This is a genomic window from Pseudoalteromonas sp. SR41-1 (assembly GCF_014164015.1).
Classification (GTDB): domain Bacteria; phylum Pseudomonadota; class Gammaproteobacteria; order Enterobacterales; family Alteromonadaceae; genus Pseudoalteromonas; species Pseudoalteromonas distincta.
In genome coordinates this window covers 230,952-251,626 of record NZ_JACJEK010000003.1, presented here as the reverse complement: position 1 = coordinate 251,626, position 20,675 = coordinate 230,952, and the positions used below count along the sequence as shown (strand labels likewise).

At 39.2% G+C, this 20,675-nt stretch carries 15 protein-coding genes; 13 read left to right on the top strand and 2 right to left on the bottom strand.

The genetic code is table 11. The features are described 5' to 3' along the window. Positions 1-53 precede the first annotated feature (53 nt). From H5118_RS04060 to H5118_RS04020, 9 genes are all read left to right on the top strand, one after another. Positions 54-1,577: an FAD-dependent oxidoreductase gene (locus H5118_RS04060; protein ID WP_182747889.1), complete on the top strand. Its 1,524-nt coding sequence runs from the start codon at positions 54-56 to the stop codon at positions 1,575-1,577. A 26-nt stretch (positions 1,578-1,603) separates the two neighbouring features. After that, the gene (locus tag H5118_RS04055) at positions 1,604-4,300 is read left to right on the top strand and encodes a nitrate reductase (RefSeq protein WP_182747887.1); all 2,697 of its coding nucleotides are present in this window, start codon (positions 1,604-1,606) and stop codon (positions 4,298-4,300) included. A gap of 16 nt (positions 4,301-4,316) precedes the next feature. Continuing rightward, positions 4,317-5,288 (top strand): GTP 3',8-cyclase MoaA, encoded by a 972-nt coding sequence (gene moaA, locus H5118_RS04050; RefSeq protein ID WP_182747885.1) that lies wholly within the window; start codon positions 4,317-4,319, stop codon positions 5,286-5,288. Between the two features lie 25 nt (positions 5,289-5,313). Then, positions 5,314-5,988, top strand: a complete 675-nt coding sequence (locus tag H5118_RS04045; RefSeq protein WP_409074707.1) for a molybdenum cofactor guanylyltransferase — start codon at positions 5,314-5,316, stop codon at positions 5,986-5,988. Then, complete coding sequence (gene moaB, locus H5118_RS04040; protein WP_182695790.1) at positions 5,985-6,524, top strand: molybdenum cofactor biosynthesis protein B; 540 nt, start codon at positions 5,985-5,987, stop codon at positions 6,522-6,524. Before H5118_RS04045 ends, moaB begins: the two co-directional genes overlap by 4 nt. Before the next feature lies 1 nt (position 6,525). Next, the gene (gene moaC / locus H5118_RS04035) at positions 6,526-6,996 is read left to right on the top strand and encodes a cyclic pyranopterin monophosphate synthase MoaC (protein WP_007375236.1); all 471 of its coding nucleotides are present in this window, start codon (positions 6,526-6,528) and stop codon (positions 6,994-6,996) included. Then, positions 6,974-7,273: a MoaD/ThiS family protein gene (locus H5118_RS04030; protein ID WP_182695789.1), complete on the top strand. Its 300-nt coding sequence runs from the start codon at positions 6,974-6,976 to the stop codon at positions 7,271-7,273. Before moaC ends, H5118_RS04030 begins: the two co-directional genes overlap by 23 nt. Next, positions 7,273-7,731, top strand: coding sequence for a molybdopterin synthase catalytic subunit MoaE (gene moaE / locus H5118_RS04025; protein ID WP_182737609.1), 459 nt, complete (start codon positions 7,273-7,275; stop codon positions 7,729-7,731). Before H5118_RS04030 ends, moaE begins: the two co-directional genes overlap by 1 nt. 127 nt (positions 7,732-7,858) lie before the next feature. After that, a complete protein-coding gene (locus H5118_RS04020; RefSeq protein ID WP_182747881.1) occupies positions 7,859-9,178 on the top strand; it encodes a hypothetical protein in 1,320 nt (439 codons plus the stop codon). A gap of 143 nt (positions 9,179-9,321) precedes the next feature. Here the strand turns inward: H5118_RS04020 and H5118_RS04015 are convergent, their stop codons facing one another. Together H5118_RS04015 and H5118_RS04010 are read right to left on the bottom strand one after the other, a co-directional pair. Beyond that, positions 9,322-10,491: a putative zinc-binding metallopeptidase gene (locus H5118_RS04015; RefSeq protein WP_182720471.1), complete on the bottom strand. Its 1,170-nt coding sequence runs from the start codon at positions 10,489-10,491 to the stop codon at positions 9,322-9,324. 69 nt (positions 10,492-10,560) lie between these two features. Continuing rightward, positions 10,561-11,334 carry an SHOCT domain-containing protein gene (locus tag H5118_RS04010; protein ID WP_182716372.1) on the bottom strand — a complete coding sequence of 258 codons (774 nt, stop codon included), beginning with the start codon at positions 11,332-11,334 and terminating at the stop codon, positions 10,561-10,563. A gap of 1,020 nt (positions 11,335-12,354) precedes the next feature. Between H5118_RS04010 and H5118_RS04005 the strand changes: the two genes are divergently transcribed. From H5118_RS04005 to H5118_RS03990, 4 genes are all read left to right on the top strand, one after another. After that, entirely contained in the window at positions 12,355-15,666 is a 3,312-nt protein-coding gene (locus H5118_RS04005; protein WP_182711638.1) for a DUF2126 domain-containing protein, read from the top strand. Between the two features lie 112 nt (positions 15,667-15,778). Then, positions 15,779-18,298, top strand: a complete 2,520-nt coding sequence (locus H5118_RS04000) for a circularly permuted type 2 ATP-grasp protein (RefSeq protein WP_182747879.1) — start codon at positions 15,779-15,781, stop codon at positions 18,296-18,298. Then, positions 18,295-19,173 (top strand): transglutaminase family protein, encoded by an 879-nt coding sequence (locus tag H5118_RS03995; protein ID WP_182695782.1) that lies wholly within the window; start codon positions 18,295-18,297, stop codon positions 19,171-19,173. Before H5118_RS04000 ends, H5118_RS03995 begins: the two co-directional genes overlap by 4 nt. Before the next feature lie 46 nt (positions 19,174-19,219). Then, positions 19,220-20,674, top strand: coding sequence for a circularly permuted type 2 ATP-grasp protein (locus H5118_RS03990; RefSeq protein ID WP_182747877.1), 1,455 nt, complete (start codon positions 19,220-19,222; stop codon positions 20,672-20,674). The last annotated feature ends 1 nt before the right edge of the window (position 20,675 follow it).

Genomic DNA, 20,675 nt, shown 5'->3' with positions numbered 1-20,675 from the left:
TCGATTTCAATTTTAGTCAATTACTAAAATAGGTATCACTTTAAGGTGGGTAAATGTTAAGCAAGCAGCGTGTTGTAGTGGTAGGAAACGGAATGGTGGGGCATCATTTTGTGCAGCAGCTAGTTTCTCAAAATCAAGCTGATGAGCAATTTGAAATTACGGTACTTAGCGGTGAAGACCGTTTAGCGTATGACCGTGTACAACTATCCTCTTTTTTTAAAGGCAAAACCGCAGACGACCTCGCACTTACATGTAATAAAACCTATGACGATTGGCAAGTACGCTTTCATACTCATTCTAAAGTGGTTGATATAAATCGTGATACGCAAACTGTAACGACCGCTAAATGGGAATTGTTTGAATACGACAAACTTGTGCTTGCTACAGGTTCATTCCCATTTGTACCGCCTATACCGGGTAAAGATCGCGAGCATTGCCTTGTTTATCGCACCATTAACGATTTACACGCAATAAAAAATTCAGCCCACGGCAGCAAAGTAGGCGTGGTAATTGGTGGCGGTTTACTGGGGCTTGAAGCTGCAAACGCATTAAAGCAATTGGGTTTACATACTCACGTAATAGAATTTGCACCGCAACTTATGGGTGTACAAGTTGATGCTGGTGGCGGTCGGTTACTAAAAAACAAAATTACGGATTTGGGCGTTACTGTACATACAGCGGTAGCAACTGAGGAAATAGTAGAAGGCGAAAGTTGCCGTTATAAAATGTGTTTTAAAGGTGGCAAAACCCTTGAAACAGACATGATTGTATTTTCGGCGGGTATTCGCCCTTATGATAATTTAGCCCGCGAGTTTAATTTAGAGTTAGGCGAGCGCGGCGGTATTGTAATTAATAACCACTGCCAAACGAGTGATAAAAACATATACGCTATTGGTGAATGTGCACTGTGGAATAATTTTATTTTTGGCTTAGTGGCACCCGGTTACGCCATGGCTAAAATAGCAGTTGGGCATATTTTACAAGATACGCAGCAAGGTACTTTGCAAAGTACTGGCTTAGACAATAAAGCCGATGAATTTAATGGTGCCGATATGAGCACCAAGCTTAAATTAATGGGTGTTGAAGTAGGCTCTATTGGCGATGCACATGCACGCAGCGAAGGCGCAATAAGCTATTACTTTGAAGACCAAGCCAATGGTATTTATAAAAAAATAGTCACTAACTCACAAAGTAATAAGCTGATTGGCGCGGTACTTGTTGGCGATACCAGCGATTACGACAATTTGCTGCAATATCATTTAAACGACATTGAACTTACCACCGCTCCCGAAGCGCTCATTATGCCCCTTGCCGGCGACATAGCAGAGCTAAGCGCCGATGACTTGCCTGATGACGCCATTATTTGCGCTTGTCATAAAGTAACTAAACACAGCATTGAACAAACAGTCGCTAAAGGCTGCATAGATTTGGCAAGTGTGCAGCAAAGCACCAAAGCCAGTACAGGCTGTGGAGGGTGTGAAAAGCTCGTTCAAAATGTAATAAACAGCGCGCTCGCTAAAGCAAGTAACACTATTAACGTAGTTACCCTTAATGAGCCTGTAAAACAGCCTGCATAAATTAAAGCACACTAAAAGAGAGCAGTATGACAACCGCAAACACGTCACCAACTATAAATAAAACCAGTTTAAAACAAACAACATGTGCTTACTGTGGTGTAGGGTGCGGTGTTGATATTTCACTTTTTAATAATGTGCCGACCAAGCTTGAAGGCATGCGAGAGCACCCCGCAAACTTTGGTCGTTTATGTGTAAAAGGCACGCATTTGCTAGACACCACAGGCAGTGATAACCGCTTAACGTCGCCCCTTATTAATAACCAAGCAGCCACGTGGGATGAAGCAACCGACCACGTTGCCAATAAATTTAACGACGTAATACAAAAGCACGGACCCGATGCGGTGGCATTTTATGTGTCAGGGCAGTTACTTACTGAAGATTACTACATCGCGAATAAATTAATGAAAGGCTACATAGGCTCAGGCAATATCGATACAAATTCGCGCCTGTGTATGTCATCTGCTGTGGCAGGTTACAAACGCGCTTTTGGTGAAGACGTAGTGCCGTGTACCTACGAGGATTTAGAGCAAACTGAGCTGCTTATTTTAATTGGCTCAAATGCAGCGTGGACTCATCCGGTTTTGTATCAGCGAATGGAGCGTGCAAAACAGCTTAACCCAAATATGAAAGTGGTGGTTATTGATCCGCGTAAAACTGACACCGCTGAGCTTGCCGACACATTTCTAAATATAAAACCAGGCAGTGACGCCGCACTTTATAACGGTTTGCTTAATTATTTAAATGAGCATAGCCACCTCGATACGCAATTTATTGCTCAGCACACAAACGGCTTTGAAAGCGCATTGCAAGAGGCACAAAAGTGGAGCTGTGAGGCAGTTAGCGACTTTTGCGATATAGCAATTGAGCAAGTTACTGAGTTTTATGCGCTATTTGCTAACAGCCCAAGTGCGATTAGCTTTTATTCAATGGGTATAAATCAGTCAAGCTCGGGTGTAGATAAATGCAACGCCATTATTAATGCGCATTTAGCCTCAGGTAAATTACTTAAGCCAGGCAGTGGTCCGTTTTCAATTACTGGGCAACCCAATGCGATGGGCGGGCGCGAAGTAGGTGGTTTGGCTAATCAGTTAGCGGCGCATTTAGATATTGAAAACGAAGCACATCAATCACTTGTGCAACGTTTTTGGCTTGCGCCAACTATTGCTAAAAAAGCAGGCAGCAATGCCATCGATATGTTTGATGAAATAGCCGCAGGCAAAATAAAAGCAGTGTGGATAATGGCAACAAACCCAATGGTGAGTTTGCCTAATAACGCCGCTATTAAAAAGGCATTAGAGACCTGCGAGCTGGTGGTTGTATCTGACTGTATTGCAAAAAGTGATACGTTAAAATTTGCCGATGTTGCTTTTCCATCAACCGGATGGGGCGAAAAAAACGGCACTGTGACTAATTCAGAGCGCAGAATATCAAGGCAGCGCCCGTTAGTAGCGCCTTATTCGGGAGCTAAAAACGATTGGCAAATTATGTGTGAAGTCGCTAAAAAAATGGGCTTTGAAGGGTTTGATTTCACAGATCCAAGTGGCATTTTTGAAGAATGGGCACAATTAACCGACTTTGAAAATAACGACAGCCGATTATTAAACCTCTCTGGTTTAGTTGGGCTCACAAAAAGCCAGTACGATAACTTAAAACCCATTATGTGGCCGGTTGTTAAAAATCAGCCTTATAAAAATGGTCAAGTTTTTACAGATAACCAATTTAGCACCGCTGATAAAAAAGCTCGTTTTATACCCATAACGCCGCAATTACCTGTGCAAAAAACATCAAGTGATTATCCGTTTATAATGAACTCAGGACGTATACGCGACCAATGGCATACGATGAGCCGCACGGGTAAAAGCACTGCGCTTTCATCGCATATTACACGCCCGTACATTGAAATTAATCCGCTTGATGCCAGTAAATTAGCAATTAAACAAAACGATTTAATAAGTGCGATTGCGCAAACTGGGCAGGTTACCGCGCATGCAAAAGTAACCGATTCCGTGCGAAAAGGTGAATGCTTTATGCCTATTCATTGGAATAAGCAATTTGCGTCATCAGCAACAGTAAGTGGGTTGTATCAATCGGTAGTTGACCCTCTATCTGGTCAGGCTGAGTGCAAACACGGCGCTGTTAATATAGTTAAGGCACCCTTTGTGCAATATATGCAGCTGTTTGTTAAAAACGAACTTGTTATAAACAGTGATTTTTGGCTCAAAGTTAATGCAAGCAATTGCTTTAATTACCAATTGGCGCTTAATGAACCACAAAGTGATTTACTGTATTACTGCCAAACCTTAACCGGTTTACAAGGGCAGTGGTCGGCTATGAATACGGCAAAAGCCATGCATGTGCAGTGTATTCAAAACGATCAATTAGCGTTCGTAGGTGTTATTTCTAATGAGCAAAAAGAAATATCACTTGAGTGGATAAACCATTTATTTGCAGAGCCATTACTGACCTTTACACAGTTACAGTCTTTGCTTTATGCAACCCCCGATGAAGAATTTACCCAAGGCGTGCAAGTGTGTAGCTGCTTTAAAGTAAGAGAGCAGCCAATTATAAACGGCATTAAAAACGGTGCAAACACAGTCGAGCAATTGGGGTCTGAACTTAAATGTGGGACGAACTGCGGTTCGTGTAAAACGCAATTAAGCCAATTAATAAAACAACATTACAAAGCCGGTTCTAGCAGCATTGATGTTGCGGTTGAAATGTAAACAAACAAGGAAGCATATGCTTAATGATCAATTTGGTCGGCAGTTTAACTATTTGCGCCTCTCAATAACTGATGTATGTAATTTTAGTTGTAGTTATTGTTTACCAAACGGGTATCAGTGCGATACGCCGCGTAATTTTTTAAATAAAAACGAAATTAGCACGCTAGTAAATGCGTTTGCAGAGCTAGGTACTAAAAAAGTACGCATTACAGGTGGCGAACCGTGCTTGCGAAACGACGTAATCGATATTATAAAACTCTGTAAAAATACACCTGGCATAGAAAAAGTAGCCATTACTACCAACGGGTTTAATTTATTAAAGAAAATTGATGAATTTGCTGAGGCAGGGCTTGATGCGCTTAATGTCAGTATTGATAGCTTAAATCCGAGTATGTTTAAACTCATAACAGGGCACGACAAACTTAACCTTATTTTAAAAGGGATTGAACGCGCGGTAGATCTGGGCATAAAAGATATAAAAATAAATGCAGTGCTTGCCAAGCAGTTTAATAAAAACCAATTGAAGGATTTTTTAGCGTGGGTAAAACACCACAAAGTTACAGTGCGCTTTATAGAATTAATGGAAACCGGTGACGGCGCAACATTTTTTGAAGAAAACCACTTAAGTGGGCAAACGGTTAAAGCCCAATTACTCGACCAAGGTTGGTTACAAGTCGTTAGGGGGAAATTAAACGGACCCGCTGAGGAATTTTGTCATCCTGATTACGATGGTCGTATTGGTTTAATAATGCCTTACAGTAAAGACTTTTGTAAAAGTTGTAATCGCTTGAGGGTGTCGGCTCTGGGTAAATTACACTTATGTTTATTTGCAGATCAAGGTATAGATTTACGCGAACTACTAAACGAGGACGATACTGCAGCGACCGTAAAGGCAATTCGAGCCGCTATGGGCAATAAAGAAATAAGCCATGAGCTGGATAAACGCTTAACAGGTGCGACAACTCACTTAGCCATGTTAGGCGGCTAATATGGAAGCTAATATAAAATCTAATATGAAAGTTAAGCGAGATTTTACAGGCGTTGTGCTTGCTGGTGGTAAGTCATCAAGAATGGGCACAGACAAAGCCGATTTAGTTTTAAAAAATAAAACGCTATTACACAATGCGTGTGATTTATTAAAAGCCGTAGGCGCTAAAAACATACTTATAAGTCGCAACGTTACAAATCCAGTCAAGTCATTGAACCATTATTCACCGAGCGATTATCCCTCAGAAAAGTACGTTAAAGATATATACCCAAATAGTGGACCCCTTGGCGGAATTTATTCCACATTAATAGCCACTGAGCACGACTTACTTATTACTGCGGTAGATATGCCTCTACTTACGAGTAGTTTGTTAAGCATAATTGTGCTGGCTTCTCAGTCAAATAACGTACAAAGTGTGAGCAATCAATTAAATCAGTCACAAATACATGCTTGGCACTTTGAAAATGAACCACTACCGCTGTATATTCGTAATACAAGCAGTGTAAAAAATCATTTAAAACACATACTCACAAACGCTAACAGTCATAAATCAATAAAACAGTTTACCCAAAGCATTGGTGTGCAAACGCTTTTATGTAATAAAGCGCACGCATTAATAAACACCAATACACCGGCGCAATTTAAAGCTGTAAATGAGCATTTTGACCAAAGCATTAATCAATTAAGAAGAACATTATGAGTCACACAACTGAGTCACAAATAGCATTAAACATTGCCGTAATGACGGTAAGCGATACACGCGATGCGATTACCGATACTTCTGGTCATTACTTAATTAAAGCGCTAACTGAAGCTGGTCATCACTTAGCTGATAAAGACATAGTTAAAGATGACGTTTACCAAATGCGTGCAGTGGCATCGCAGTGGATAGCCGATGACACCATTCATGCTATTTTAGTGACTGGCGGTACAGGTTTTACTGAGCGCGATTCAACACCAGAGGCATTTGCGCCGCTGTTTGATAAAAGCGTAGACGGTTTTGGTGAGCTATTTAGGCACATATCGTACGGCGAAATTGGTAACTCTACTATTCAATCTCGTGCATTGGCAGGACTTGCTAATAACACCGTTATTTTTTGTATGCCAGGCTCTACAGGCGCATGTAAAACTGCGTGGACAGGCATAATAAAAGATCAACTTAACTCAATGCATAAACCGTGTAACTTTGTACCGCACATTACCATTGGTAAAAAGTGTGAATCGCGTGAGCAATAGTATGTTGAGTCACGTTGACGAAAACGGCCAAGCGAATATGGTTGATGTATCGCTCAAAGACGTAACCTTGCGCGATGCCTCAGCTGAAGCATTTATTAGCATGAGCAAGCTTGCCTTTGAACAAGTAATGCTTAATCAAAACAAAAAGGGTGATGTGTTAGGCGTGGCACGCATTGCAGGTATTCAAGGCGCTAAAAAATGCGCTGATTTAATTCCGCTTTGTCATCCGCTTGCACTTAGTAAAGTCGCTGTTGATTTTGAACTTGATGAAGCAAACAGCCAAATTAAAATAACCAGCTACTGCAAACTTGCAGGTAAAACGGGGGTTGAAATGGAAGCGTTAACAGCGGTATCTGTGGCTAGCCTTACTTTGTTTGATATGTGTAAAGCAGCCGACCCACTAATGGAAATTAGCGGCATGCGCGTTACTCAAAAAGCAGGGGGCAAAAATGGTAGTTGGCAACGCGATTAATCCAAACGATGCAATATCTAGCGCCGGGAAAGTAGAGTTATTGTTTTTTGGGCAACTAAAAGAGCGGTTAAAGTGCAGTAAATTAAGTCTTGAGATTACGCAGCCGCTTACTATTTCAGAGCTTAAATTAAAATTAGTGAGTCAATACCCGCACTGGCAACCGTGGCTGGAAGAGCGTGAGCTACTTGCAGCGCTTAACCAAACTATGTCATCAAGCGACGAAATAGTGAAAGCAGGGGATGAGCTTGCCTTTTTCCCGCCGGTTACAGGTGGCTAATGAGCATACATATTCAAGTACAAACCGATGATTTTAATGTAGGTGACGAGCACAATACGCTTTGTAGTAATAATAAAAGCGATGGCGCTGTTGTCACCTTCACAGGTTTGGTAAGAGAGTTCAGCAGTGGCGATAACGTTATTGCACTTGAGCTTGAACACTACCCTGGTATGACCGAGCAACTCCTTCAATCTATTGCAGAGCAAGCACAAACTCGCTGGCAACTGGCGCGAATATGTATTATTCACCGCGTTGGTTACTTAGCACTTGGCGAGCAAATTGTATTTGTAGGCGTAACGTCCCGCCATCGCCAAGCCGCGTTCGAAGGCGTACAATTTATTATGGATTACTTAAAAAACCACGCCACGTTTTGGAAAAAAGAGCACTTTAAAGACTCATCAAATTGGGTTGAGTTTAAACAAAGTGACAAACAAGCGCTGGATAAGTGGGAAAAGTGATGCAGATATTTCATTACTTGTGCTCTACAGAGGTTATATAGCTCTCAGTTTGCGTGTGAAGTCTGCGTTTTTCGTGTTATAAATCAGCAATATTAGATTGTTAGCTCGACCCAAGTCTGGAAGACATATGCGCACATCAAAAATGTTATATTTTACAATATTATTACTTGTTCTACTTTCAGCTTTTCTTGCTGTATGGGTATATGATTTAAAAGAAGGTAAAGATTTACTGAGCTTTACCATATCAACAGTAAGCTTTTGTATAGCCGTATTAGCTTTATTTATTACTGTTAGAACATATACATCAATTGATAGTGTAAATAATATTAGCAAAATGGAAGGTAACATTTTAGATAATGAAAATTACGTAACCTCACTTCCAGAGTTAATTAATCAGTTTAAGTCCCAAAATGAAAATACACTAGAGAAAGAAATTTTTGACTCTATTGAGCATAAACTAAAAAAAGAGTCAGAAACCGCCGTTCTTTTTGCCGATACCCTTCAGTATATAATTGACCTAATTGTATTATTTCCAGCTGTTTTTAATGCATCAGAAACTAACAAAGTACTTTATAAAAAGCGTATGGATACAATTTTGTCAGAAGTTGATAGGCGCTGTGAAATATTGCACTCGGTGAGTAAAGGTAATTCAATTCAAATAACGGAAACGATAAAGCTATTTAAAGCTGTTGTGTCTTACCAAAGTTTTGTGGCTGATGATAATTTTAATATTCATGCAGACTTACTTCATGTGAGAGGTCCAATTCTTCGTAATCCAGTTACAAAAACCATTTACCATAATTACCTAGGTTTGTATTACAACAAAAAAGGCATGCATTTGCTGCGAGAGTCGCTAAATATGAACTCTGTAGATATTTTGTCGATTGATGGTTTAGAGCTGGCTCAAAAAAATATTAATACCATAGAGCCATCAATACTTGAAGAAGTAAGTATGTATCTTAGATCTGCCGCTGAGCAGTTCGATAAAGCACTTAAAGTATCTAGCGAAGATGTTATGTGGCCTGGTTTTATTAATTACAATAAAGCACGTACGGTATATTTTCTAGCTTTACTATCAAATAGCGAACTTAATTGGTTAGATATTCTCGACGAAGCAATAGAGTCTCGCAGCAGGTTAAATCGACTAATTGACGAAATTTTAATGATAGACAGATCAAAACCAGCCAATATTGTTAGCACACATTTAAGAGAATTTTTTCTATATCAAGAAGAGTTAGCACGTACAGTAAAATTGAATATTTTACTGTCGAATAATCTAACCAGACAAAATAATGCACCTATTATATATAAAGGGATTAATATCACTGATATATCAAACGAAAAACTAACTGACTTATTTGTTTCAATACAAAAGTTTTCTACAGTTAGTATTTACCAAGAAAAAATTATAAGTCGACTTAAGAATAACCTCGCTGTGACAAACTAACAAAGCTTCAGCGAGAAAGTAGGGGATATACTATTTTTACGGCTTTTTGCTCATCATAAAAAAGCCACCTACCGATGCATGAAAAGTCATAGCAAGAATAAATGGCTCTTTATTAAAATGTTTTTTGGACTGAACTTATTTTATTACACTTTTCCAATGCTCAAATCAGGCATTAAATTGAGCCTGTTATGGATAGCATGATGGATGAAAGATAACTTAGTTCGCACCGCTTGAGTTAGTACAAATGGGTAGGCATCGGCAAGTCCCATGCTGCGATTTAGTGAATTTAGAATGATCGAAAATTCCATCCAAGTATCTAAAATAGCATCAATCGATGTTTGTGAATTAAAGTAATATGCACTTTGTGGCAATCTAAGCTCGTCTGCTTCATCTAATTCAAACTCATTACCCGTTGTTGAGCCTGTAATTGAAAAGTTTTTGGCTGTTTCTAAAGTATCGATAATATGCATGTAATGCGCCCATGTTTCTGCCCAGTCTTCATAAGGGTGCATGGTAGCGTATTCACTAATAAAGGTTTCATGCCAGTTAGCAGGAGCGCCTTGTTTGTAATGAGTATCGAGCGCTTGCTGGTAATCTAATTCGTCATCACCAAAATATTGCTTACATAAAGCATGTTTTTTTGGTGAATTTGCGATTAGTTGATCAAAATAATAATGACCGAGTTCATGGCGAAAATGGCCAAGTAAAGTACGGTAACGCTCGCCCATTGCTATTTTAGCTTGAGAGCGTGCTACGTCGTCTGCCTCGGCTAGGTTTATAGTGATATGCCCGCAATCGTGTCCTGTAAATACAACGTCTTGACCTATAATAGGGCTTACAAAGTGATCGCTTACGTTACGGTCTGCTATAAAATCGAAGCTTAATCCGCTTTCAGGTTCTTGAATCGTTGTATTTAAAGGGAGTGATAATGATTTTAATGTATACAAAGCGCGACGTTTTGCTGTCTCCATTTTTTTCCATAATGGAATATGTTCAACAATACTTAAATCGGGCACCGTTTCATTAAAGCGGCACGAAAAACACAGCACTTCGTCTTTATCGGCAACAGGTATAAATGTGTCTAAATTAACCATACCATTGCATACGTGATACTGAGCGTTGTTATCACATTTTTTATAAAAAACTTCAGGCGCTTCTGCTTTGTAAAATAACCCCGATTGCTCATCAATTTCATAGGGTTCAACTTGGTCGAACTCATCATCAATACCCACGGTTCTGCCGCAAGCCAAACAATGGCTGCTTTCAAAAAATAAAATAAGTTGATCTGTGCAATTACATTTAAATGTTTTCATATGTTACCGAATAAAAAAGAGACCGTATAAACCACTTTTACTTAGCGCTATGCTATTGGAGGATAGTGGTTAAATCCTTTTTAAAAGTTCAGACTTTTTAATATTAAATTCATCATCACTCAACGCATTAGAGTCGCGAAGTTGTGCTAACTTTTCAATAATTTGAAGTGTTTCGTCTACCGAGTATTGCCCCACAGTATTATTAGCCGGTGCTTCAACTTGGTTTGGTGTTGACGATGCAAAATTCGGCTGCGTTACTTGCTGCGTAAAATCTTTTTGTGGTTCTGGAGGCGTTGGCGTTTGCCCTGAAATTAATGGCAGGGTATTTACATTAATTGTCCCCCACTGACTGTTAAATGTAAGAGAGGTATTATTGCCTTGCTGTTGGCTTACACCACCAATATTATGATCTAACGTGTCGTATACGCTCACTTGTCCATTTAATTCAACGGCTAAGCGATTAGGGAATATAGCGTAGCGAATATTATTTTGCGCACCACTGCTAAATGGGCTGCCTAGATTACCTGGCCACCACTGATTGCTGCCAGGCGATCCTACAGGAATAACCGGAAATATTTGGTTATTGCTCAATATATTAGCAAGTTCGTTGCACAAGTTATCAACGGTTGATTTTAAACCGTTGTTAAACATGTCGCCAACCATTGTCATTCCGCCACGCATCCATTGACCAGAACCACCAAGTTCTGGGCAATTAAACTGTGCCATTGAGCAACCGCCGTTATTAACGCTAACTAACATGTGAATTACTGCATCGTGACTGAGGTTATAACGAGATGCTATACCATTAACTAAGTTTTCACCGACATCTGTTAGCTTTTGCATAAGAGAATATCCTATTAGGTAGATTGGGTTGATTTAAAAAATCTTAAATACGCTAGGGCGTGTTGTTTTTTGGGATTGAAATTTGTTCAATCTAGGGGCGATTTAATCGCGGCGCGAGGTTTGTAACCTAGTGGGCTAAGTAAAAACCGAGCAACAAAGGGTCAATCGTCCCTAGAAAGAACCCAGGGGCAGCGCATGTTTGGCATTTATGCTGCGTTATCGCCTATGTATGGGGAACATCCACACATCATAGACTCTGCCTTGCTTAAATACCAAACACACTGCTGCAAATTCAACCACCAAAGAACAACACGCCCTAGTGCTGCATTACCTTTAGCTTTGATGATAATGAAAAATTAACAGGTTAGTGAGATGTGCTGGTCTTTCAAATTGGACGAGTTCTGTTTTGTCTGAAATGAAAACACACCATTGCAAAGCTAATCTTTAAAGTAAGCATCTATGTATTAAAAGTTGCTTGTTTTATCTCATCGAGATTGTTAGTTTTACTGTAACGTAAGCGGTTAAAAATCGATCTAGTATAGCACCGTTACTTACTTTAACAGCAGCTTTATTGTGAACTATTTCTTACTATTTAATGATTATTTTTAATGATTTTTAAACTCTAAATAAATACTTTTAATTATAACCGTTTAGCGTTATAAATAACGGAGTAAGTATTTTTAAAAATTAACTTTATTTGTTTTATTTCAATATTTTAAATTAATTAGCTTTAATTGTAAGTTATTTTAAAGCACTATTTTGGTGCATTTTCTGCACCATTAAAAATCTAAAATTGATGGTTTAAATTACACTAAGTTTACTATTTATTGAATAGGTGTGTTTTTCCTATTAATTAGGTCAAAACCTTTATGCATAACGTTGCTTTGTGCAAGAGCCGCGAGTGGATGAACAGTACTACTTAAGCAAGTCTTTTGGTATGAAAATTGCACAAGTGAATTAGTCCAAATAATATTTTCAGCGTTATATTGTGGCCATACATTATTAAAGGGGAATTAATAGATGACAATTACAGTTGGGATTTCGCACCATACTCAGTATAAATACGACCGGTCAGTTAATATGGGGCCGCATATATTCCGATTACGTCCAGCGCCACATAGCCGTACAAAAATTAAAAGTTATTCTTTAAAAATAGTTCCAGAAGATCATTATATAAATTGGCAACAAGACCCTTTTGGTAATTACCAAGCGAGGGTGGTGTTTAACAAGCCAACTACCGAATTTAGTTTTACAGTTGATTTGGTCGCCGAACTAACGGTTATTAATCCTTTTGATTTCTTTTTAGAAGATTACGCCGAAAACTTCCCGTTTGTTTACGATGCTATTTCAAAGTCAGAACTCTCTCCTTATTTAAAAAAACGCAAAGCCAGTCCAAAATTTAAAGAGTTAATTAAATCTTTAAACCCTAAAGAGCCGCTTAGAAGCGTTGATTTTTTAGTCGCTGTTAATCAAGCTATTTATGAGTTAGTTGGTTATGGCATTCGTTTAGAACCTGGCGTACAAACACCGAACGAAACAATAAGTAAAAAAACAGGTTCGTGTCGTGATTCTGCTTGGTTGTTAGTACAACTGTTTCGTCATTTAGGGTTGGCATCTCGATTTGTATCGGGCTACTTAGTACAGCTAACATCAGATCAAAAATCATTAGATGGTCCAAGTGGTCCAGAAGAAGATTTTACCGATTTGCATGCATGGACCGAGGTGTATATTCCGGGTGCAGGTTGGATAGGGCTTGATCCTACCTCGGGTTTATTTGCTGGTGAAGGTCATATTCCATTGGCGTGTACGCCAGAGCCAAGCTCGGCAGCGCCGGTAACCGGCGGTATAGATGACTGTAAATCTGAGTTTAGCTTTTATAATAAAGTAACGCGTGTACACGAAGACCCACGTGTTACTAAGCCGTATTCTGAGGCGCAGTGGGCGGCAATTAACCGTTTAGGTCAGCACGTTGACAATGTTTACAATGAAGAAAACATACATTTAACCATGGGCGGCGAACCTACGTTTATTTCTATTGACGATATGGAACATCCTCAGTGGAATACTGATGCCGATGGTAAAGAAAAAAGAATATTAGCTCAAAATTTATTTGTAGAAATGAATAAAGTATACACAAAAGGTGGCTTTACTCATTACGGACAAGGTAAATGGTATCCGGGTGAGCCATTACCACGTTGGCAATACGCATGTTATTGGCGCAAAGATGGTGAGCCTTTATGGCAAGATGCTGCACTATTAGCCGATCCTAATAAAGATTATAAATTTGATCATACTGATACTAAAAAGTTTGCTGATAAACTGTGTGACTCACTTGGTCTTGAAACCAAGGCACTTACTACGGCTTATGAAGATATTTTATATCACATGTGGCAAGAAGCCTCATTACCTACCGAAATAAAGCCAGATCAACCAGAACTTCTCCATGCAATGAGCCGAAAAGGCTTTTTAGCTAAAATGGATAAAGGAATAGAAAAGCCTGTTGGCTATGTTCTACCTTTAAAATGGAACGATAGTAAAAACTGTTGGCAGTCGTGTACGTGGGAGTTTAAACGGGGTCATTGTTTTTTATTACCGGGTGAATCACCACTTGGTTATCGTCTACCTTTAGACAGCCTTGAGTGGAGCGGCAATATTATTGACCGCGACCCGTTTGATATTCCAGAAAATTTTACCAAAGCTAAAAAGCTTAAAAAGGGCTTTATTGGTAAAGAAATGGTTAAAACTGCGCTTGTAATGGAAGTGAGAGAGGGGCGTTTATATATATTTATGCCACCAACAAGTCATTTTGAACATTACATGGGTTTAATAAGTAGTATAGAGAGTGTGGCTAAAGAACTTAAAATGCCGCTTGTTATTGAAGGCTATAGCCCACCTAAAGATAGCCGCGTAGAAAAATACGCTGTAACGCCAGATCCAGGTGTTATTGAAGTAAATATTCATCCTTCAACATCGTGGGATCAATTAGTCAGTCGAACCACAACGTTATACGGTTTAGCAAAAGAATGCCGATTAGGTACCGATAAGTTTATGGCAGATGGTCGCCATACTGGTACTGGTGGTGGTAACCACGTAACGCTTGGTGGCGAAACACCTGAGCAAAGCCCATTTTTACGCAGACCCGATATTTTAAGAAGCTTTATTACCTATTGGCAGCATCATCCTGGTTTGTCGTATTTGTTTTCGGGGCTTTTTATTGGTCCTACAAGCCAAGCACCGCGAGTGGATGAAGCCCGTGATGAAGTTTTATACGAGCTAGAAATTGCTTTCTCACATATGCCCGAAGGTGAGGTGCCTGAGCCTTGGTTAGTTGATAGGTTACTGCGTAATTTATTGGTGGATTTAACGGGTAATACACACAGAGCAGAATTTTGTATTGATAAGCTCTATTCACCCGACTCAGCCACAGGTCGTTTAGGGATTGTAGAATTTAGAGGCTTTGAAATGCCTCCACATTCACAAATGAGTTTAGTGCAAATGCTACTGTTACGTACTTTACTTGCTTGGTTTTGGAAAAAACCTTACCACAAGCCATTAATACGTTGGGGTACTGAGTTACACGATAAGTTTTTATTACCACAATATGTAGAAAACGATTTAGCTGAAGTAAGCCGCGATTTACAACAGGCAGGTTTTCAATTTCAGTTAAGTTGGTTAAATCCATTTTTTGAATTTAGATTTCCGGTGTGTGGTACGCGAGAACTTGATAACGTTACACTTGAGCTTAGAACCGCAATCGAGCCATGGCATGTACTGGGCGAAGAGGCGAGTGCGTCGGGTACGGCGCGCTATGTAGATTCGTCATTAGAAAGAGTACAGATAAAAGTACAAGGAACAATGAGCGACCGCTATGTTGTAACGTGTAATGGTCGAAGAGTGCCGCTTAAACCGGTTAAAGGTAAAGCAAAAGATGAAATGGTCGCGGGTATACGATACCGAGCTTGGCAACCACCTACAGCGCTTCACCCAACTATTGGCGTACATGCACCATTAGTTTTTGATTTAATCGATACGTGGGAAGGACGTTCAGTTGGAGGCTTTGTATATCATGTGAGCCATGCTGGTGGGCGTAATCCTGAAACGCTACCGGTTAATGCATTTGAAGCAGAAGGGCGCAGAGTCGCAAGATTTTGGGAGCATGGGCATACACCATCTTTACTTGCATCAGCAGAACCAAGCTGGAGCCCATCGGCGGTTACGCATAGTTTTCAATCGGCGCAAAGCGCAAGTGAATACGTGGTACCTGATGAAGAAAGTAGTAATCCTGATTATCCAAATACCTTGGATTTACGCAGGCAGCCTAACTTTAAATAATAATTGATAGTTGTGTCATTCCACTTTGAAATTATTTAAAGTGGAATGACTAAATATTTTTAAAGCATCATTATGAACACGGCTATTTACTATAAATTGGAGCAATTTCAGCTTGTATATTAACAATAACGCGATGCCGGAATTGCCTGAGTGGTTGTCTTTATACCTTGATAAATCACATGGACATGATGAACTAGCAAACCACAGTGGTTTAAACCCAGAACATTGGGATACTTTATTTAAGCGTTTAGCTAGCCTAACAGCAGATGATGTTAGTAGCCGCGCTACAGAAATTAGCCAATTACTACAAAATGGCAATATTAAAAATGAAAGTAATAAGCAGTGGCACTTCGACCCATTGCCATTTATGTTATCAAAAGCTGATTGGGCGTTGCTCGAAGAGGGAATAAAACAAAGAACCCTTCTATTAAATAAAATTCAGCAAGATATTTACGGTGACCAAACTCTATTAGTTGATGGCCATATTCCTGCAAAGCAGCTTTTTCAAGACCCTAATTACTTACGCGAAGGTTTTAGTTTACCTAGTAACGAATTAACACTTTTTTTTACAGCATTAGATGTTTACCGCACGCCAACAGGCGAATTTAAAGTATTAAGCGATCATTGCCAGTGCCCGCTGGGCTTAGGGCTATTAATTAAAAGCCGTATTATTGCAAGGCGTGTAATGGCTGAAGAATTTGCAGAATGTAATGTTCAGCAAATTAAAGAGTTTTTAAACCTATTCCAAGAGGGTATTAATGAATATACCCACTATATGGATGACCCACGCATTGTAATTCTCACCCAAGGAATTGATGACCCTAACTACAACGAGCATGCATTCCTATCTACCTACTTTGGCTACACATTAGTACAAAGCGCCGACTTAACCGTACGTGGTGGTGACGTTTGTTTAAAATCGTTACAAGGCTTGGGTAAAATTAATGTCATTTTACGCTGGGTTTCTGATCGTTGTATTGACTCTTTAGAGCAAACTGAATATTCACTTCATGGTATTCCGGGCTTATTACAATCGGTTCGACAAGGGTCGGTTAAGGTTTTAAACCCGTTTGGTAGCGGTGTGCTCTCGTCACCTTCAATAAAGTGCAACTTAGAAAAGTTATCGCAGCAAATTTTAAAACAACCCCTGTTGTTAGGTGAGCCCAATTATTTAAGTGTAAAAGAAGCGCAAGCCGTTGATTGGAATAACCTCGAACTACTATCTGCTATAGACCCTACACTCAAGTTAGATGGAGTGTTAGACGAGCAAGAAATAAAGCTACTTATTAGCAAAGAACCCGATAATTACTTTTTCCATGAAAAACCTTCTTTTAGCAGTGCACCATTTTGGCATGACGGGCAATTAATCTCCAAGCCAGTGGTGTTTAGATGCTATGCATTAACCACTGAAAATGGCGTAGAAGTACTTCCTTCAGCACTGTGTTTTTCGAACGAAAAAAGTAACAACCCGAGAATATCTGGTTGGATCAAAGATACATGGATAAATACAGCCGATAGAGTTGATTTAGGCGAGCATAATCCACCTGTGCCAATTAGAAAAAGAATGGATGTAACGCTACTCGAAGGGGTTATTTCGAGCCGTACGGCTGAGCACCTTTTTTGGTTGGGCCGATACTTAGAACGCTGCGAAAATACCATACGTATATTGCGTATTTTTATAGACAAGTACACCGAATTTTCTGTTTACCCAGATTCAATACGAAAAAGTATAGTTGCACGGCTTTCTAATGCCATTAGGTCGCAATATATTGTTTATCCCTATATAGAACCTGATTTAAAACTAGATGGCATTGATGTAAATCTGTCTAAAGAAACTGCTTTTCAACTCCTTGCAGACGAGCAATGCGCTGGCAGTATTATTAATACATTAAAGTACATTGCTAATGCGTCGGTGCAAATTCAAGAATTACTATCTCATGATAGCCGCCGAATAATTGATGATATTAATGAGCAAATTAAAGTATTTAAAAATGTAAATATTAATATTCCAACGCGTGCAATACAAAGCAGCCTAGATAGAGTTATAGGCTCAATTATGGCTTTTAATGGCTCGATTACAGATTGTATGCCAAATAGTAATGGCTGGTTTTTACTCGAAATGGGCAGAAGAGTAGAGCGTAGCTTACAAATAACATCATTAAGTGCGGCTTTATTAACCAAAGAGTTAGACGAGCCCGAAGAGCTTGGCTTACTTGAAGCAGTACTAAGTTGCCAAGTTAGTTTAGTTACGCATAAGCGCCGATACAGAATGTATCAAACCATTGGTACAGGACTTGAGCTATTACTTTTAGATGCTGAATACCCACGTTCTTTATTATTTCAGTTAGAGGAAATTAATAAGTTGTGTAAGCATTTACCCACAAAACGCAGACAAGGTGTAATTGCGGCACACGAAAAAGCAATTTTACTATCTAAAACAAGTTGTTATGTAACTGAGAAAGATTACCTACAAAAAAGTGAAAATAGACAACGTAACCAGTTAATCGAATTTAACCATAATACGCGTATGAACTTAGATACATTTTGTGATGTATTATTACTACAGTATTTTTCTCATACCCAAACGGCAAATAAATTGAACTGGACTAATATTGAGCAAGCTCAATCGTGAAATATAAAATAAAGCACTCGACTACATACAACTATTCAGACTTTGTTAGTTTGTGTCAAAACCAAGCGCGATTAACGCCAAAAACGAATCGCGGGCAAATATGCCACAGTAGTCGTATAGAAATTGAACCTACTCCGACTTACTTACAAACATTTACTGATTATTTTAATAATCAGGTAACAGCGTTTGAAATAGCAATACAGCATAAAAAACTTAAAGTAACGATGATCAGCGAGGTAGAACTGTTAGTCGGCGCTAATAGCAATTTAGAGAGTGTTGATATTACTTGGCGAAAAGTACGTGATTTATTGGTTAAACCAAATACGGCAGAATTATTAAAAACGTCTGAATTTGTACTACCTTCACAACTTATTCCAATAGATAAAGGAATTAAGGAATACGCATTAATTTCGTTTGATGCACACAAAAATATAATTTCTGCATGCAAAGATTTAATGGCACGGATTTTTCATGAATTTCATTATGATCCTGGTTTTACAACAATTAGTACGCCTTTGAGCACTGTTTTTGCACAAAAAAGGGGCGTTTGCCAAGACTTTGCACACTTTGCGCTTGCATGCTTACGTAGCGTAGGGTTAGCAGGTCGATACGTAAGTGGGTACATAGAAACCATGCCGCCAGAAGGCGAAGAAAAGCTAGAAGGTGCAGATGCAACTCATGCATGGTTTGCGGTATTTGTGCCAAACTTTGGCTGGGTTGATTTTGATCCAACAAATAATGTTTTACCACGCGATCAGCATATTACTCTAGCCGTAGGGCGAGACTTTTCTGACGTAACTCCTTTAAAAGGAGTGGTATTTGGTGGCGGTAGTCAATTGCTTGATGTAGCGGTTGATATGATTCGAATGGAATAGCAGTTTAACTACGTCATATATGATGATGGATAAGGTGAAAGAGTGTATGAAAATTGATTGGAAAGCGTACCAAACAAAAGGTTTCTTTGATGAATTAATTGATGCACAAGGAAACGTTAGATCGCATGGAACACAATTAGCACAATTTTTTGCTAATTTATCAGCAGAAGAATTAGTAAAAGCCAGAGCGGTTGCTGATTTAGCAATTAAAGAAATGGGTATTACTTTCACGGTTTATAACGAAGGTAATATGATTGATAGAGCCTGGCCGTTTGATATTATTCCTCGAACTATTGGTAAAAAAGAATGGCAAAGCGTAGAGGTTGGTTTAAAGCAACGTGTTGAAGCGCTAAACCTTTTTATAGATGATTTATACCACGACCAAAAAATAATAAAAGATGGTGTTTTTCCAAAAGGGTTACTAGAAAAATCAGTTAACTTTCGCAAGCAATGCGTGGGAATAAACCCGCCAAATAAGATATGGGCGCATATTTGTGGCTCAGATTTAGTACGCGATGGTAGCGGTACAATGTATGTGCTTGAGGATAACCTGCGTGTTCCTTCTGGTGTATCTTATATGCTTGAAAATCGCTCTGTAATGAAGCGTGTATTCCCTGAATTATTTGAGCAAGTATCGATTTTACCTGTTGATGATTACCCTTCACAATTATTTGATATGCTAGCGGCAATGTCGCCTCGTCCACAAGATAAACCAGAAGTCGTGGTACTTACTCCTGGGGTATTTAACTCCGCTTATTTTGAGCATTGTTACCTTGCCCAAGAAATGGGTTGCGAACTGGTAGAAGGGCGCGATTTAGTTGTTGAAAAAGATGACTGTGTATACATGAGAACAATCACAGGGCTACAACGAGTTGATGTTATTTATCGTCGTATAGATGATTTATTTTTAGACCCAGAAGCCTTTTTACCAGAATCCCAACTTGGCGTTCCTGGATTAATGCGTGCTTGGTCTAAAGGTAATGTGGCTTTAGTTAATGCACCAGGCGCAGGTGTTGCTGATGACAAAGTAGTTTACGCCTATGTACCTGAGATGATTAAGTACTACTTAGGCGAGGAAGCTAAACTTGCTAATGTCCCAACGTTCAAATGTTTAGATCCGAAAGAATGCGACCATGTGATTAAAAATATCGATAAGCTTGTTGTTAAACCTGCAAATGAATCTGGCGGATATGGATTATTAATTGGTCCTAAATCGACTAAAAAAGAACAAGAAGCGTGTATTGCTCAAATTAAAGCGGACCCACGAAATTGGGTAGCTCAACCAACATTAGATTTATCAACAGTACCAACATTTAATGGTAATAAACCAGATGGTCGACATACCGATTTAAGACCGTTTATTTTATCATCAGGTAAAGATACGCAAGTTACCACTGGTGGATTAACGCGTGTTGCTATGGTTAAAGGCTCTTTGGTGGTTAATTCATCACAAGGTGGTGGCAGTAAAGATACTTGGATTGTTGACGAAGAGGCTAAATAAT